The following is a 15,935-nucleotide window of genomic DNA, read 5'->3' as shown; positions in this document are numbered from 1 at the left end:
TTTTGTATCGGATAGCGCCATTTTCAGTCTGTTTTTTTCACGGTTAACTGAAAATGATAATGGCTTACCTTATTCGACTGACACCGATCCCATCCGACATTAACAAACAACAGGGAAGTACCCGTTTCGTTAGCCGTACGCCAGCGCTTTGTAGACGGCGCTGAAGGCATGCAGCGAGCGACAGCCTTTTCCAAACGACAGCTTGATCGAACGCGATGTTCTTACAATGCGCGCCGCCACATACATCAGTTCCTGCATCACTGTTTTAATCCGCCGTCTTTTCGCTTTGTTTCGCTTTGGCGAGTTGGGACCCAGCAAGCCGTTCTGACCCACCCAGCGCAAAATATTGTAGGCCAGCATGCTGGCACCCAATACCAGTGCATTGGTGGCGAATTTTCCCGATGGCAGGCGCTCGATATCAAGGTCTGTCTTGAATTCGCTATGAAACTGCTCCGAGGTACCGTGATCGGCGTAGAGTTGTATCACTTCTGGTTCATCAATGGATAAACTGGTCCACCAGCCTTCCAATTCAATCTCTGGCGTCAACAGCAGTTGCCCTTTCCTGTCGATGGTTCGCTCAACCAGGCGCATCACACGCCGCACCCTGTACTCATAGCCTTTCCATTGCCGTTGATGGTCGACACTGAATACGGCAACACGTTTTCCGTCACGCAGCGTTTCCCAGGTTCCATGCTGCTCGGCATAGGCAAGCCAGTCGTCCTTGCTTTCCTTTCGGGGGTTCCACTTGATCAGGAAGTCCACGGGTATTCTGTCGGTGAATGCCTGATTGTGTTCAAGAACCAGGTCAATATTTTCAATCGAGTCATTGCCGCCGTCGAGTCTGAGCAGCAGGGGTTGATCAGTGATTTGACGGGCGTGGAGCAATGCCCTGTCCAGCAGGGCCGGTGTGTCCCTCTGGCAATGTTGCTTGCCTGCGCGCAACTCAAATTCCAGGCAATAACCCTCTTGCCCCAGGTAAACCGGCATCGGGGCGTAACCATCGCAACCTTTGTAGGTTCTCGATACCCCCTCCTTGTGGCTGCCGCTGTTATCCATGGGTGTGACATCGGCATCCAGCGGAATGTGGCCCGTTTTCAAGGGCTCCAGCGTTGGCTGAATATGGATCAGGAAATCCCGACTCGCCTTTTCGACGATGGGCAAGAACGCCTCGGCATGATTGTCCATGCGCTGGCGCAGGGTGGCTTCGGACGGGATATCGCCGATATCCATGGCACTCATGAAATAGAATTCACTTTCAATCGTATTGATGGCTTCAAAGTCGTTTTTACCAAGGCACAGTATGGCGAGATAGCTCTTCAGCACATCGGAATGCTTTATGCCGTGCCGAAGAAGAATTTGTGCATCAACCTCACGCGTGAAATTTGTGTAGCGCTTGACGGCCTGACCAATAAGCGAAAAACGCCGGTGAAATAAACCGACCGTGCGGGTAAGATAGCCGGCCGACTCTGAACTGAATACCGAGGGCCCATGGAGCTTCCATCGAGGACCAACTGGGGCGCCGTCACCATTGCACTGGTGGCCGGCATTATTGCAGCGGCCCATTACGGCAAGGCACCGAGCGCTTTGCCGGAGATCCGCTCACAGATACCCATCAGCCTGATCGTTGGCGGCTGGATCATGTCCGTGTTCAGCCTGACGGGCACGGCGCTTGGCATCGCCGCGGGCACCTTCGCCGATCGTCTCGGGGCCAGGCGGTTGGCCATGCTCGGACTGGGCACCCTAAGCCTGGGCAGCCTGATCGGCGGCCTGGCCGGTTCCGGCGAGGTGCTGTTGCTCAGCCGCGTCATCGAGGGGTTCGGGTTCATCGCCGTGGCGGTCTCGGCTCCGGTGCTGATCATGCGAGCCACAGCGCCCAAGGATCTGCAGCTCGCGCTCGGCATCTGGACCACCTACATGCCGGCGGGCATGGCCCTCGCCATGGTATTCACCCCGCTGCTGGTTTCCGCCCTGGGGTGGCGGGTCCTCTGGGTATTGACCTCGCTCCTCACCCTGGCCTGGCTGTTCCTGATCTGGTGGAAAGAGGGCGACGGCAGCCAAGCGGGCAAGGCGGCCGCCCCACCCGAACATGGCCTGCTGGAGAATATCCAGCTCACCCTGCGCGCGCCGGGAGCCTGGCTGCTGAGCGTCGGCTTCGGCTTCTACACGTTACAGTGGATCTCACTAATGGCCTGGCTGCCCAGCTACATGGTGGAGGAGCGCGGCCTGTCCCTGGAGATGACCGGTCTGCTGACCGCGCTGGTGGTGGCCGCCAATATCCCCGGCAACCTGGCGGTCGGCTGGTTGTTGCGCTGGGGGGTGTCGCGCTGGTCCGCCCTGATGATCTCCGGCGCCGGCCTCGGCCTCACCGCCCTGGGGCTGTTCAACGACGGCTTCGCCGATGCGACCCGGTTTCTGTTGTGCCTGGCCTTCTCTTTCTTCGGCGGCATGACACCCGGCGCGGCACTCTCCGGCGCCCCCGCCGTCGCCCCCACCCGCGGGCAGATCGGCACCGTGAACGGTATGATGGTTCAAGGGTCGCACATCGGTCAGCTATTGGGACCGCCGGCCCTGGCGGCCCTCGCCACCTATACGGGGAGCTGGCAGGAGACACGCTGGCTCATGCTGGTCAGCGCCGGCGGTATCATCGTCATGGCGCTGCTGTTCCGTCACCTGGGGATCAGCGAACCGACCGGCCGCCGCCGGGCGGGTTCGACTGGGGCGGAGCCCGACAGCTGAGTCAGCGCCCTGAAGATCGGATTGGACCCGTTGTTCCACTCCGGTCACAGTTTCGCCCTCCGCCGGCGGCCACCCCCGCGCCACTCTTGGTGCCCCCGTTGAACCCGGTTCCGTCCCGGAGTATGGTGGCAGCTCGGCTTTCGGGAGGTTTCTCTAGAGATGAGCAATCCACGTCACTCCCTGCTCTGGATGGGCATCTATCTGGCGGTGGTCGCGGGCGTATGCCTGCTGCTGTTTGCACCGCTGCAGGCCGCCTTCATGGCCAACTGGGGCTTCAATTCCCTGATCATGGGCGCCCTGCTGATCGGTATCATCATCAATGCGCGCCAGGTGCTGATCCTGGAACCGGAGATCAGCTGGATCACCCTGTTCCGCACCGGGGAGGCGGGGATCTCGCTGGCGGAGAGCCCGCGCCTGCTCAAGCCACTGGCGCGGCATCTGCACGGCCGGCGCAAGGACCGTTTCCGCCTCTCCGCACTGTCGCTGCGCACGGTGCTCGACGGCATCCGCGCCCGTCTCGACGAGTCGCGCGAGATCTCCCGATACATGATCGGCCTGCTGGTCTTTCTCGGCCTGCTCGGCACCTTCTGGGGGCTGCTCGGGACCATCTCCTCGGTGAGCAGCGTGATTGCCGGGCTGGACGTGGGCAATCGCGAGTTCGCCGCCGTGTTCCAGCAGCTCAAGGCCGGGCTGCAGCAGCCCCTGACCGGCATGGGCACCGCCTTCAGCTCGTCGCTGTTCGGTCTCGGCGGCTCCCTGGTGCTCGGCTTCCTCGACATCCTCGCCGGGCATGCCCAGAACCGTTTTTTCAACGACCTGGAGGAGTGGCTCTCCGGCGTCACCCAGCTGATCGACGAACCCGGCAGCCAGCCCCTGTTCGAAGACGCCGATAATCTGGAACAGCGCCTGAGCCAGCAGATGCGGGAGAAGCAGGATCAACGCAGCCGATCTGCCCAGGAAGAGGGGCCGCCGGCGGATGACGCCACGGCGACAGCGCGGCCCGGTGCCGGGGACGACTGAGGCATCCCATGTCCGCCATCTCACGCCGCAACCGCCGCAGCGTCAATGTCTGGCCGGGCTACGTCGATGCCCTGGCCGCCCTGCTCATGCTGGTCATCTTCGTCCTGCTGGTCTTCACCTTCGCCCAGTTCATGCTGTCCCAGATCCTCTCCAGCCAGGAGACCGAACTGGGCGATCTGGAGCAGCGCCTCCAGCAACTGACCGCGGAGCTCGGCCTGGAGCAGCAGAAGAACCGGGCCCTGGTGACCAACGTCGAGGACCTTTCCGGACTGATCTCCCAACTCACGGAGGAGAAATTCGAACTGGCCGGCCGGATGGAGCAGCTGACCCAGGCGCAGGCGGCCGATCGCCAACAGATCGAGCAGCAGTTGCTCAACATCGCCAGCCTGCAGCAGGACATCGACCGGCTGCAGCAGCTACGCACCCGGCTGGAGGCGGAGATCGGCAGCCTCGGCGCCAACCTCCGCCAGCAGACCGATGAGGCAACCCAGCTGCGCGATCGCAGCAAGGCGCTGGAGGCGCGCCTGGCCGAGGCCAACGAGCGCACCTATCTGGCCCAGGTGGAGGTCGAACAGCGCGAGATCCGCATCCAGGCCCTCAGCGCCCTGGTCGGTGAACAGACCCGGGCCCTGGAACAGGAGCGCCGCCTCTCCGCCGATGCCCAGGCGGAGGTGACGCTGCTCAGGCGGATGATCGATGGGCTCAGATCCCAGCTCGAGGAGATCAACCAGGCGCTGGCCCAGGCCGAGAGGGAGAAGACGGCGCAGCAGGCCGAGATCAGCGATCTGGGCAAGCGGCTCAATGTCGAGCTGGCGCGGCGGGTCAATGAGCTGGAGCGCTATCGCTCGGACTTCTTTGGCCAGCTCAGCGGCCTGCTCAAGGCGAACCCGTACATCCAGGTGAAGGGGGACCGCTTCCTGTTTCAGTCGGAGCTGCTGTTCGATTCGGGTTCGGCCCAACTGGGCGAGGCGGGACAACGCCAGCTCGATGAACTGGCCCGGGTACTGCGCGATGTGATCAAGATCATTCCCGAGCAGATCGACTGGATCCTGCGCATCGACGGACATACCGACCGGTTGCCGATCAAGAGCGCCCAGTTCGCCTCCAACTGGGAACTCTCCACGGCGCGCGCCGTCTCCGTGCTGCGCCACCTGGCGGCACGGGGCATTTCGCCACAGCGCATGGCGGCCACCGGCTTTGCCGAGTTCCACCCGTTGAACCCGGCCGACAGCGAGGCGGCCTACCGCCAGAACCGGCGCATCGAGATCAAGCTGACCGCGCGTTAAGCGACACCAGTCACGGCCGGGACCCACCGTTTGCCGGCATGCGGCGCTGATTCTCTGCTAATCTCCTTAAGTGATGGAAGGAATAACCCGCGGACGGGATGCTGCACCCCTCTCACAACGCTCCTGTCCCAGGCGAGTTATCCCGCATCGTTGCATGCAGGCCGCCTGCGGGTATAGCAGTCAACCCAAGGGTTAAGCCGGCAGGGTATTGAACCTCTCCCGATAAGACGAACAGAACAGGAGGATAGGCGAGATGCTGTTCATCACCAATCGCTTCCCGAAGCAGAGCATCCGTTCCCGCGCCGGGCGCAAATTTGATTTCGACCTGGATAACAATGCGGCAAGCAACTCCATCTTCTTCTGCGAAAAGACCGGCGACCAGGCCTATACCGAGATCGGCAGTATTGACTTTCTCTCCCGGCTCAAACTCGCTCCACAGCGACAGCTACTGATCTACCTGCACGGCTTCTCCAATCTCCCGACCAGTGTGTTCCGCGCGGTTGAGGAGTTTCAGGCGCTGTGCGATGAGAAGAGACCGGACGAGGTGCTGGTGGTGCCGCTGATCTGGCCCTGCGACAACGATGTCGGCATCGTCAAGGACTACTGGGATGACCAGAAGTCGGCCGACTCCAGCGCCTACTCGTTCGCACGCATCCTGGAGAAGTTTGTCGCCTGGCGAAATTCCGAAAAATACAACCCGCAGGCCGACCCCTGCCTCAAGCGGATCAGTGTGCTGGCGCATTCGATGGGTAACCGGGTACTGCGTGAGACGCTGGCGGCCTGGAACCGCTATGACCTGGCGGACGGGGTACCGCTCATTTTCCGAAATACCTTTCTGGTCGCCGCCGACATCGTCAATGAATCCCTGCAGGAGGGCAACCGGGGCGAATTGATCTGCCACGCCTCGCGCAATGTGATTGTCTACTACGCCTCCGACGACCTGGCCCTGCGCGCCAGCAAGGCCTCCAACCTGAGGAACAAGATCGCCTCGCGGCGCCTGGGACACACCGGTCCGGAAGATATGCGGCTCACCCCGGCCAACGTCTACGCGGTGGACTGCGATGACGTCAACAACATCTACGACACTCCCAAGGGGCACTCCTATTTCAGGACCGGGAGGGTGGCGGGAACACCGGGCCTGGTGTTTGAGCACATCTTCGAGACCCTGGTATCGGGCCGCGTATTCCCCGACGAGGAGTTTCGCCGCACCACCATCATCCAGGAGACCTGAACGGCCGCCAGGCCCTCGGCGGCCAGCAACCCGGGAATGCTCAAGTGAAGAGTTCCAGCAGATCCACCGAGGTGCGCCGGCCCAGGTGGTGCCGGTTGCCGGCCAGCCAGGCCTGGGCGTAATCCCGGCCCTGGTCACGCAACATCTCCAGAAAAGAGGCGTGGGTATTCAGTCGGCTGGTATGGTTCAGCGAGTTCATCAGGTCATTGGCCTCGATGAGATGGATCTTGAGATCACGCACCTTGCGTTCGAGTCTGCCCAGCACATAGCGCGACCTGCCGTAACGCTCCTTGATATCGGCGATGGCACGCATCTCCCGCAGGAACGCAGCGCTGAAGCCGAGTTCCTGTGCCCGGGTCCGGATCTGCGCGGCGGTATCGGGATCGCTGGCATGCTGCAGCGGACTGAGCAACACGATAATGATGTCGTCGCTGTTGCTCTGGCTCAGCAGCGGGAAAATAGCGGGATTGCCGCTGTAGGCACCGTCCCAGTAAGGCTCCCCGTCAATCTCGATGCTGTGATGGACGGTGGGCAGACAGGCCGAGGCCAACAGTACATCGGGAGATAACTCATGGTTTTCGAATACCCGGATCTTGCCCGTTCTCACCTGCGTGGTGGCGATATACAGACGGATCGTTTCCGGCTCACTGAAGGCCGAAAAGTCGATCACCCGCTCCACCAGTTCGCGCAGGGGATTGAGTGCCAGCGGGTTGAACTGATACGGCGACAGAAACCAGCCCAGGGTCATCAGCGCCTGATACAGGGGGGAGTATTCAATACTGTGTCCCGCCTGCCTGCTCAGTTCATGATCCGAACTGACGAAACTCATGCTGGCCTGCGTGCCCAGCTCGGTCCAGAATTCGCCCAGCTTGTGCCGTGCCCCCGGCCTGCCACCCTGGGCATAGCCACAAGCCAGCAGCGCCGCATTCATGGCCCCGGCGCTGGTGCCGCTGACGCCCTCGAACCCCAGCCACTCCTCCTCCAGCAGGCGGTCCAGCACCCCCCAGGTAAAGGCACCGTGAGCTCCGCCCCCCTGCAGGGCGAAATTGATGACATGATTGCGATCCGCCATGACCTTATCTCCCGATGTTGCACTGCAGCATCGTGCATGCCCCCAAACTAACCGCCCCGCGATAGAAGGTCAAATGACTTTTTTCGATTCTGCCGCGCCTGGCCGGTATACCAGGACTAAAGAAGAATAAGCGTAACTACCCACGGGGTGATTGACCTGCCTTGCAGGCCTCACACGATGGCTGGATCAAGATCGGCCAACAAGCCAGGCCAATCACTGCAGACCAGGTGGGTAGTTACGAATAATCTTCACAACAGCCGTCGATAAAGGAAGATAAGTCTGATATATTCGGGATCGTTGTGACGCTACAACTGTTCAACTCGGCATGGGGCGAGGTCGGCCCGACGGCATCCGCAGGCAACTGATCGCCGCCCCTTTACCCATTGACATGGTTTCAGAAACACAAGGAAGCGTACCGTGAAAGGCATAATCATCGCGTTGGCCCTGATAGCCGCAGGCTACTACATCTACCACAATCACTCCCCCTTCCAGACCACGGTCACCGACCCCTACTATGCGGAGATCCGCATCAACCTGCGCGCTTCAAATGTGCAGCTGGTCGGCTTCGGAAAAATGAACTCGTTGGCGGACTGCACGGCCCGTGCGGCACTGGTCTGGGCAAACACGCTGAAAACCCTGGGCGAGGTGGAGGTCAAGTCAGACTGTAAAAAAGAGATCAGCGAACGTTACAGGAAACTGTTCGTGAACGAGAAAATCCCGGCCAGTTATATCGCTCTCGACAGGGGGACCGATGGTGAACGGGATGCGCGGTTTATTTTCTACGGCATCCCCTCCAGTTATGTCAGCAGAGAGTGCCAAACCATTACCCAGCGCATCCGTCAGGGCTACAAAGGCAAGGTATTCTGCGTGCAGGGCAGCGTCGGTTAGTGGGAGAGGGCATTGCCCGCCGGCATGCACAGGGGTGTGCCTGGCGGTATTGTCCAGCTTCATGCTCAAGCGTGCCGGGTGACCGGGGTCAATTTTTTTGCTGGGTCGCCAATGGTTCGCCTGGCGCACCGGCCCCGAGGTTTGTGTCGGACGACACACTATCCGGGCGCGCCTTCTGATACCCTGCACCCGTTTGCATGCGAAATCCGCCTGCACCGAGCACAAAAATGACCATCACCGGAGTTGTGAATATGAACGTTGTACAAGGAGTGACCTGTCTTTTCCTTATCACCGCGACAAGCTTGGCTCATGCCGACAATCTGACCGTGGATGCTGCCATAGGTGGCGGCATTGGCGGCGCCCTGGGCGGTGCCGCCGGTGCGGAGATCGGGGGTCGCGAAGGTGCCATCATAGGCAGTGCCGCCGGGGCCGCCATCGGTACCACGATCAATACCCAGGGCGACTACCCCGAAAAGCCGGCGCAACATCGCCGGGTGATCGAGGTCGAGCCACTGCCCAGCTACCGGGAACCCAGCCGGTTCTGTCCTCCCGGGCAGGCCAAGAAGGGGCGCTGCTGAACCTGACGGCGGGCGTTGTCAGGACTCGACGAACGCCCGCTCAAAGACATAACTCCCCAGCACCCCATTGCGGGACTCTTCGAATCCCCTCGCCTTGAGGATATCGCAGGTATCTCGCAACATACTGGGGCTACCGCAGATCATGAAGCGGTCGTTCTCCCGGTCAAACGCCGGCAGGCCGATGTCCTCGAACAGCTTGCCGCTCTCCATCAGGTCGGTCAGGCGGCCCTGGTTACGGAACGGCTCCCGGGTGACGGTGGGATAGTAGATCAGCTTGTTGGCAACCAGGTCGCCGAAGTATTCATTCCGCGGCAACTCCTCGAGGATCATCTTTCGGTAGGCCAGTTCGGAAACATACCGCACCCCATGGGTGAGGATTACCTTGTCATAACGCTCGTAGATATCCGGATCCTTGATGATGCTGAGAAAGGGTGCCAGCCCGGTGCCGGTGGCGAGCAGATAGAGGTGCTTGCCCGGCAGCAGGTGATCGGCGATAAGGGTTCCTGTGGGTTTCTTGCTGAGCAGCAACTCGTCCCCGGCCCGGATCTTCTGCAGTCGCGAGGTGAGCGGCCCATCCGGGACCTTGATGCTGAAAAACTCCAACTCGTCTTCGTAGTTCGCACTGGCGATACTGTAGGCGCGCATCAGCGGCCGCCCCTCGACTTCGATCCCGATCATGGTGAAGTGGCCGTTGTGGAATCGAAAAGAGTCGTTGCGGCTGGTCTTGAAACTGAACAGCGTTTCGTTCCAGTGGTGCACACTGGTGACCCGTTCGCGAATAATATTACTCATTGCGTATAGCCCTGCCCTGACAAATACCTATCGTTGATGATACTGACCTTAACGCCGGGCAGTTTGTTGCAAAAATAACTTGTTGGAATCAGCTTATACTGGAACCACAACCCCATATTTTCCAGTGTTGTCTGGACAAGCGCGGCTGGCCCGGTCGCGCTGCCGGAAACAGTTAACTCAGGTGATGAGGCTAGCGCTTCGAACTGCAGGCGGCCACGGCACGGGACAGATCATTGGCCAACGCTTCACGCTCGGACTCCACCAGGCAACCGCCTATCTCGACTTCCGACTCACTCGATTGCAGGTAGAGATGGGCGGTCGCCAGCCGGTTATCGCCCCGCTGCAGGTTGACCCGCGCCAGCGGCGGCCTGACCTGGAACACCGGATGATTGCCCCCCTGTATCACCCGTATCGCCGTCGGCTCGACCGCGATCACCTCGCGGGAGTAGACCTTCAGCGAAGTCCGGTAGAAGACGCAGGCGAGCACGATCAGCTCCGCGACAATAAACGGCAACACCAGCCAGGCACCCAGCGACCAGAACACCAGTCCGACACCCAGCATAACCACGGCAATCACATTGAACAACAGCTTGGCATGCCGCCACTTGAGAGAGTTGTTGGGACGGACAATGAACACCTCACCCTGCGAATCGGGCATTTCATAATGCATCACCATACCGAACCTCCTCCGTGGACCACCCTCCACGGTGGGCAATCCCGACCTCGCTCCGGCCACGCGCGTGGCCGGTCAACCCGGGTCGGTTCGCTTCAGATTGGTCACCAGGTAGATGACTACCAGGGCCAGCGCCAGCGAGAACCACATCAACGCGTAGCCCCGGTGGCGTTGCGGATTGAGCCAGGCGGCCTGCCGCTGCTGCCTGTATTGCTCGATGATCCGCACATCCTGCAACAGGACCAGTGGCTGCAGATCCACTGCCAGTACCTGGCGCAGCCAGGCAAGGTCGAGATAGGGCAGTTCCAGCAGCGGCGCGTCGGCCCGATAGCGTAACTCCCCCAGCCGCATCCCGGGACGCGGCGCGGCCACCAGCATGCCCCGCAGTTCCTGATCGCGCGGGCGTAAAGCCGGGTCGCCGAGCAGCGGTTTGCCCTCGGCGCTCGCGGCGACCCAGCCCCGGTTGACCAGCAGGTGCCTGTCGGACCCCGCCAGCTGGAACAGCGCGAACCGGTGAAATCCCAGCCGCCCCCCCAGGAGTTGATTGTTGAGCAGGATAACGGGAGTATCCCTGAACTGGCCGCTAACCTCTCCCAGCCGATTGATGAGCCGTGGATCGGTAAAATCGGTGGCGTTCAGGTCCAGCACCGGCTGGGCGCTGTTCTGCTCGAAGTGGGCTATCAACCGTGCCTTCGCATCCGCGCGCTGCAGTTGCCAAACACCCAGGGAGGTCAGCAGCGAAACCAGCACCAGGCTCAGCAGCGTCATCCATCGGGTCGGCCGGAAACGGTAACCTCCCGGGGCTATCGGCAGACCACGGATCGACCGCGGCGCGACGCTACGGCGCTGGGAATGGGGCTGGGGATGGGCCGGGCTCATAACCAGTAGACGAAGGTAAACAGGAGCAGCCAGACCACGTCGACAAAGTGCCAGTACCAGGCGCTGGCTTCAAAGGCGAAATGACCGAGCGGGGTGAAATGACCGGCGAGACTGCGCCCCAGAACGACCATCAGCATGATCGCCCCCACCGTTACGTGCAGACCATGGAACCCGGTCAGCATGATGAAGGTGGTACCGTAGATGCCGGAACCGATACCCAGATTGAGTTCGGTGAAGGCGTGCCGGTACTCGTAGGCCTGCAACGTGAGAAACAGCAGCCCCAGCGAAACGGTCAGGATCAGCCCGACGATCAACTGGCGACGCCGCTCCGCCTTGAGCCCCCAATGGGCCCAGGTTACCGTGGCCGCGCTGGAGAGCAGGATCAGGGTATTCAGCGCGGGAATCCCGGCGGCCTCCATGGGCGCCTTGGCCGCACTGAACTGACTGGGGTCGGGCAGTTGCAGCAGCGGCCAGGCAGCGATGAAATCGGGCCAGAGATACAGGTGGGTGCTGATCCCGCTGTCCTCGCCGCCCAGCCAGGGGACGGAGAGCACCCGGGCGTAAAAAAGCGCGGCAAAAAACGCCCCGAAGAACATCACCTCGGAGAAGATAAACCAGCACATGCCCCAGCGGTATGATCGCCCCACCTGCTGGTTATAGCTGCCGGACTGGCTTTCACGGATCACCGTTCCGAACCAGCCGACCAGCATCAGCACCATGATCAATCCGCCGAATATCATCAAGGTACTGCCGATGTTCGCACCGGTGAGCAGGCGGGCAAAGCCTACGAACAGCGCGCACAGCCCGATGGACCCGAGGATCGGCCAATAGCTGTTGTGCGGCAAGTAATATCTCTCGGTTGCTGAAGACATGTCCAAGTGCTCCGTTGTGGCTTGGAAAATCCGCGCCCGCCTCACGAGCCGGGCGCGGCTTCCCGGTTCAAGCTGTCGAACAGGGTATAGGCGATGCTGATGGTGCCCAGCTCGGGGGGCAACGCCCTGTCCACCATAAATCGCACCGGCATCATGCGCTGCTCTTCGGGAGCAAAACGCTGTTGCCGGAAACAGAAACACTCCAGCTTGCTGATGTAACCCGCCGCGGTTCCCGGCGCGATGCTGGAGACCGCCCGCACCGTCACCGCCTGATCCGTGGGATTTCGTGCCTGATAGCTCACCGAGTAGAGCCTGCCCGGTTGCACCCGCATCCTGGATTGGCTCGGACGGAACTCCCAGCTCCCGGCCAGGTTGCTGCCGGAGAGAAATTCCACCGTCACCCAACGATTGTCGTCGACCGCCGTCGCCGCGGCCGATACGATCCGGTTGACCCCCTTGCCATTGAGTCCGGTGATCTCGCAAAACACCTCATACAACGGCACCAAAGCAAAACCGAAACCGAACATGGCCAGGGTGATGCCGGCCAGCTTCAATGCCAGTGTCCGATTGCTCTGCTGTCGGGCCGATCTCGTCATGGGTCACAGATGGGTCAGGATAATGGCACCGAAAAATGTCAGTGCGGCCAGGAACAGAAGCAACGCCAACAGGATATTGTTGCGCCGGCGGTTGGACTGATGGTCATTGATTCGCGACTGCACGACTCAGATTCCCTCACGTTGCAACTCACCCTCCGTCAGCTTCGGCGGCTCCTGGAAGGTGTGATAGGGTGCCGGCGAGGGGACGCTCCACTCCAGTCCGATCGCCCCATCCCAGACCCGGGCCGGGGCTTTGCTGCCGGAACGTATGGCCTGGAAAACGATATAGACAAAGATCAGCTGAGTGAGTCCAAAGCCGATGCCACCGATGGACGAGACCTGGTTCCAGTCGGTGAACTGGATGGCATAATCCGGCACCCGTCGCGGCATCCCGGCAAGGCCGAGGAAATGTTGCGGGAAATAGAGCAGATTGGAGAACACGATGGAGCACCAGAAATGGATTTTACCCAGGCGCTCGTTGTACATATTCCCGGTCCATTTCGGCAACCAGTAATAGACCGCACCGAAGATCCCGAACACCGAACCGGTGACCAGCACGTAGTGGAAATGGGCGACCACGAAATAGGTGTCCTGGTATTGGAAATCGGCGGGCGTGATGGCCAGCATCAGCCCGGAGAATCCGCCGATAGTAAACAGTACCACGAAAGAGATCGCCCACAGCATCGGTGTCTCGAAGGTCATGGAGCCGCGCCACATGGTGGAGACCCAGTTGAAGATCTTCACCCCGGTGGGCACCGCGATCAGCATGGTGCTGTACATGAAGAACAGCTCGGCGGCCAGCGGCATGCCCACTGTGAACATGTGATGGGCCCAGACGATGAACGAGAGGAAGGCGATGGAGGCGGTGGCATAGACCATCGAGGCGTAGCCGAACAGGGGCTTGCGCGCGAAGGTGGGGATGATGGTCGAGACCACGCCAAACGCGGGGAGGATCATGATGTAGACCTCGGGATGACCGAAGAACCAGAAGATGTGCTGGAACATCACCGGGTCCCCGCCGCCGGCGGCGTTGAAGAAACTGCTGCCGAAATAGCGGTCGGTCAACAGCATGGTAACCACCCCCGCCAGTACCGGCATGGCGGCGATGAGCAGAAAGGCGGTCACCAGCCAGGTCCAGACAAACAGCGGCATCTTCATCAGGTTCATCTCAGGGGTACGCATATTCAGGATGGTGACGATGATATTGATCGCCCCCATCAGCGACGACAGGCCCATGAGATGAATCGAGAAGATCAGGTAGGGGAAGGCGTCACCGGTCATCAACACCAGCGGCGGGTACATGGTCCAGCCCCCGGCGGGCGCACCGCCTGGCATGAACAGGGTGCTCAACAGCATGCTGAAGGCGAACGGCAGAATCCAGAAGCTCCAGTTGTTCATTCGCGGGAAGGCCATGTCGGGCGCGCCGATCATCAGCGGGATCTGCCAGTTGGCCAGGCCGACAAAGGCCGGCATCACCGCACCGAAGATCATCACCAGCGCGTGCATGGTGGTCATCTGATTAAAAAACAGGGGATCGGTAAACTGCAGCCCCGGCTGAAACAGCTCGGTGCGGATCACCATCGACATGCTGCCGCCGATAAAGAACATCAGCAGCGCAAACAGCAGGTAGAGCGTGCCGATATCTTTGTGGTTGGTGGTCACCACCCAGCGCCAGAGACCGGGCGGTTTTTCATCTGCATGTGCGTGTACCGATTCGGTCATGGGGTTCTCCTCAGCGTGCTGACTTTATCTGGGCCGGCTGCACCATGTCTCTGCTATCGTTGCCGAAGGCATTGCGCTCATAGCTGATCACCGCGGCAAGATCCAGGTCGGACAGCTGGTCGGCGAACGCCTGCATCGCCGTACCCTGTTTTCCCTTCATCACGATCGCGATATGCGCATCCACCGGGCCGGTCGCCACCGGACTGCCCTTGAGCGCCGGGAATACATTGGGAATGCCGACGCCCCCCGGCTGATGGCAGGCGGCGCAGGTCTTGTTGTAGACATCCTCGCCCCGCTCCACCAGTTGCTCCAGGCTCCACTCCTGCTCCGCCATCGCCTGTTCACTGCGTTGCGCCACTTTCCGGCTCTCGACCCACTGCCGGTACTCCTCCTCGGTCTTGGCCTCCACCACGATCGGCATAAAGCCGTGATCCCGACCGCACAGCTCGGCACACTGGCCACGGTAGGTGCCGGGCTCTTCTATCCAGGTCCAGGACTCGTTGATGAAACCGGGAATGGCGTCGCGCTTCCAGCCCAGATCGGGCAGCCACCAGGCGTGGATGACATCATTGGACCCCAGCAGAAAACGAATCTTTTTTCGCGTCGGCAACACCAGCGGCTCATCCACCTCGAGTAGGTAGTGCTCGCCCTTGGGGGCACGGTTCTCGATCTGATCGCGCGGCGTCGCCAGCGCGCTGAAGAAACTGATCTCGTCGTCCAGGTAACGGTAGTGCCACTTCCATTGATAGCCGGTGACCTGAATGGTCAGCTCGGGGTCGCTGGTATCCTCCATTGCGATCAGGGTGCGAGTCGCCGGGATCGCCATCGCCACCAGGATCAGGCTGGGCACCAGGGTCCAGATCACCTCCACCAGGGTGCTCTCGTGAAACTTTGCCGCCACCGCGCCCCGGGAGCGTCGATGCCGGACAATGCTGTAGGACATGGCACCGAACACCACCACACCGATGACCACACAGATCCACAGGATGATCATGTGCAGGTCATAGATCTCGCGACTGATCGGGGTCACACCCTGGCGCATGTTGAGGGCGAAATCCGCCTGGGCCGGGGATGCCGCCAGCCCAGGCAGCACCATGAAAAGACCGGTAATTTTTCCTTTTATCCAGTTCAACGCAGCCTCCAACTCCAGCGATTGCGACTAGCAGCGATGGCTTTTTTTGGCCTGAACTTCACATGGTCAAATACTTGGGTGCGGTGGCCAAATCTGGCTACAGCTTTAGATGCTTACTCTGAAAGAAGCGAATGGGTGTCAGATGAGTAACAGGCGAGCCGGTAAACAACAGGGCGGTTGCCTTGCACCTGATGCTACTATCGAGCGAGCACCCTAATCATAGTCGATGAATGAAGTTATTCAATTGTTGGAATAGATCTTATTCCATTACTATCTACCGGTGTTTTATAAGGTTTTTTGATTACCATCCAGATTCGACCATGATCGAAATGGCACTTACTTAAGGCGAATTGCAGGATTTTCGTCATTCCGGCGCAGGCCGGAATCCAGGAATACCGCCACCATTAAGCAATCTGGTAGGAGGTAGCCCGAAGGCTACCCCCTCCCTGCGGAACGGC

14 protein-coding genes and 1 pseudogene are annotated in these 15,935 nt (G+C 60.5%); 6 read left to right on the top strand and 9 right to left on the bottom strand.

All coding sequences use genetic code 11. From position 1 onward, the window contains the following. Positions 1 to 129: 129 nt before the first annotated feature. Positions 130 to 1,449 (bottom strand): annotated as a pseudogene (locus O9K64_RS19515) (IS1380 family transposase); the annotation flags it as partial. 39 nt (positions 1,450 to 1,488) lie between these two features. Between O9K64_RS19515 and O9K64_RS19510 the strand changes: the two are divergent. The 4 genes from O9K64_RS19510 (at position 1,489) to O9K64_RS19495 (ending at position 6,273) form a co-directional block, all read left to right on the top strand. Continuing rightward, positions 1,489 to 2,736 (top strand): CynX/NimT family MFS transporter, encoded by a 1,248-nt coding sequence (locus O9K64_RS19510; RefSeq protein WP_275099782.1) that lies wholly within the window; start codon positions 1,489 to 1,491, stop codon positions 2,734 to 2,736. Between the two features lie 159 nt (positions 2,737 to 2,895). Beyond that, positions 2,896 to 3,756: a flagellar motor protein MotA gene (locus tag O9K64_RS19505; RefSeq protein ID WP_275099781.1), complete on the top strand. Its 861-nt coding sequence runs from the start codon at positions 2,896 to 2,898 to the stop codon at positions 3,754 to 3,756. An 8-nt stretch (positions 3,757 to 3,764) separates the two neighbouring features. Next, positions 3,765 to 5,042: a peptidoglycan-binding protein gene (locus O9K64_RS19500; RefSeq protein WP_275099780.1), complete on the top strand. Its 1,278-nt coding sequence runs from the start codon at positions 3,765 to 3,767 to the stop codon at positions 5,040 to 5,042. Positions 5,043 to 5,295: 253 nt separating this feature from the next. Then, positions 5,296 to 6,273, top strand: coding sequence for an alpha/beta hydrolase (locus O9K64_RS19495; protein WP_275099779.1), 978 nt, complete (start codon positions 5,296 to 5,298; stop codon positions 6,271 to 6,273). Between the two features lie 40 nt (positions 6,274 to 6,313). On the opposite strand, the gene O9K64_RS19490 is transcribed toward O9K64_RS19495, so the two are convergent. Beyond that, positions 6,314 to 7,345, bottom strand: a complete 1,032-nt coding sequence (locus O9K64_RS19490) for a patatin-like phospholipase family protein (RefSeq protein WP_275099778.1) — start codon at positions 7,343 to 7,345, stop codon at positions 6,314 to 6,316. 417 nt (positions 7,346 to 7,762) lie between these two features. Between O9K64_RS19490 and O9K64_RS19485 the strand changes: the two genes are divergently transcribed. Together O9K64_RS19485 and O9K64_RS19480 are read left to right on the top strand one after the other, a co-directional pair. Beyond that, entirely contained in the window at positions 7,763 to 8,233 is a 471-nt protein-coding gene (locus O9K64_RS19485; RefSeq protein ID WP_275099777.1) for a hypothetical protein, read from the top strand. A 251-nt stretch (positions 8,234 to 8,484) separates the two neighbouring features. Continuing rightward, positions 8,485 to 8,811 carry a hypothetical protein gene (locus O9K64_RS19480; protein ID WP_275099776.1) on the top strand — a complete coding sequence of 109 codons (327 nt, stop codon included), beginning with the start codon at positions 8,485 to 8,487 and terminating at the stop codon, positions 8,809 to 8,811. Between the two features lie 18 nt (positions 8,812 to 8,829). On the opposite strand, the gene O9K64_RS19475 is transcribed toward O9K64_RS19480, so the two are convergent. The 7 genes from O9K64_RS19475 to coxB all read right to left on the bottom strand — a co-directional run bounded on the left by O9K64_RS19475 (position 8,830) and on the right by coxB (position 15,477). Then, positions 8,830 to 9,603: a ferredoxin--NADP reductase gene (locus O9K64_RS19475; protein WP_275099775.1), complete on the bottom strand. Its 774-nt coding sequence runs from the start codon at positions 9,601 to 9,603 to the stop codon at positions 8,830 to 8,832. Between the two features lie 190 nt (positions 9,604 to 9,793). Next, positions 9,794 to 10,279: a DUF2244 domain-containing protein gene (locus O9K64_RS19470; protein WP_275099774.1), complete on the bottom strand. Its 486-nt coding sequence runs from the start codon at positions 10,277 to 10,279 to the stop codon at positions 9,794 to 9,796. Between the two features lie 72 nt (positions 10,280 to 10,351). Then, positions 10,352 to 11,044: an SURF1 family protein gene (locus O9K64_RS19465; RefSeq protein WP_275099773.1), complete on the bottom strand. Its 693-nt coding sequence runs from the start codon at positions 11,042 to 11,044 to the stop codon at positions 10,352 to 10,354. 107 nt (positions 11,045 to 11,151) lie between these two features. Further along, a complete protein-coding gene (locus O9K64_RS19460) occupies positions 11,152 to 12,027 on the bottom strand; it encodes a cytochrome c oxidase subunit 3 (RefSeq protein ID WP_275099772.1) in 876 nt (291 codons plus the stop codon). Positions 12,028 to 12,068: 41 nt separating this feature from the next. Then, positions 12,069 to 12,623, bottom strand: coding sequence for a cytochrome c oxidase assembly protein (locus O9K64_RS19455; RefSeq protein ID WP_275099771.1), 555 nt, complete (start codon positions 12,621 to 12,623; stop codon positions 12,069 to 12,071). Positions 12,624 to 12,749: 126 nt separating this feature from the next. Further along, positions 12,750 to 14,345 (bottom strand): cytochrome c oxidase subunit I, encoded by a 1,596-nt coding sequence (ctaD, locus tag O9K64_RS19450; protein ID WP_275099770.1) that lies wholly within the window; start codon positions 14,343 to 14,345, stop codon positions 12,750 to 12,752. 10 nt (positions 14,346 to 14,355) lie between these two features. Continuing rightward, positions 14,356 to 15,477, bottom strand: coding sequence for a cytochrome c oxidase subunit II (gene coxB, locus O9K64_RS19445; protein WP_335342322.1), 1,122 nt, complete (start codon positions 15,475 to 15,477; stop codon positions 14,356 to 14,358). Positions 15,478 to 15,935 lie beyond the last annotated feature (458 nt).

Source organism: Sedimenticola hydrogenitrophicus (genome assembly GCF_029017505.1).
In the GTDB taxonomy this organism is placed as follows: domain Bacteria; phylum Pseudomonadota; class Gammaproteobacteria; order Chromatiales; family Chromatiaceae; genus Sedimenticola; species Sedimenticola hydrogenitrophicus_A.
Note: the sequence above shows the minus strand (reverse complement) of the source record. Positions and strands in the feature narration are given on the sequence as shown.

Excerpts from the sequence above, each read along its gene's own strand:
- O9K64_RS19460 (WP_275099772.1), bottom strand. The coding sequence starts at position 12,027 with ATGTCTTCAGCAACCGAGAGATATTACTTGCCGCACAACAGCTATTGG.
- O9K64_RS19455 (WP_275099771.1), bottom strand. The coding sequence starts at position 12,623 with ATGACGAGATCGGCCCGACAGCAGAGCAATCGGACACTGGCATTGAAG.
- O9K64_RS19475 (WP_275099775.1), bottom strand. The coding sequence starts at position 9,603 with ATGAGTAATATTATTCGCGAACGGGTCACCAGTGTGCACCACTGGAAC.
- O9K64_RS19505 (WP_275099781.1), top strand. The coding sequence starts at position 2,896 with ATGAGCAATCCACGTCACTCCCTGCTCTGGATGGGCATCTATCTGGCG.
- O9K64_RS19465 (WP_275099773.1), bottom strand. The coding sequence starts at position 11,044 with ATGACGCTGCTGAGCCTGGTGCTGGTTTCGCTGCTGACCTCCCTGGGT.
- O9K64_RS19480 (WP_275099776.1), top strand. The coding sequence starts at position 8,485 with ATGAACGTTGTACAAGGAGTGACCTGTCTTTTCCTTATCACCGCGACA.
- O9K64_RS19490 (WP_275099778.1), bottom strand. The coding sequence starts at position 7,345 with ATGGCGGATCGCAATCATGTCATCAATTTCGCCCTGCAGGGGGGCGGA.
- ctaD (WP_275099770.1), bottom strand. The coding sequence starts at position 14,345 with ATGACCGAATCGGTACACGCACATGCAGATGAAAAACCGCCCGGTCTC.
- O9K64_RS19495 (WP_275099779.1), top strand. The coding sequence starts at position 5,296 with ATGCTGTTCATCACCAATCGCTTCCCGAAGCAGAGCATCCGTTCCCGC.
- O9K64_RS19510 (WP_275099782.1), top strand. The coding sequence starts at position 1,489 with ATGGAGCTTCCATCGAGGACCAACTGGGGCGCCGTCACCATTGCACTG.
- O9K64_RS19470 (WP_275099774.1), bottom strand. The coding sequence starts at position 10,279 with ATGGTGATGCATTATGAAATGCCCGATTCGCAGGGTGAGGTGTTCATT.
- O9K64_RS19500 (WP_275099780.1), top strand. The coding sequence starts at position 3,765 with ATGTCCGCCATCTCACGCCGCAACCGCCGCAGCGTCAATGTCTGGCCG.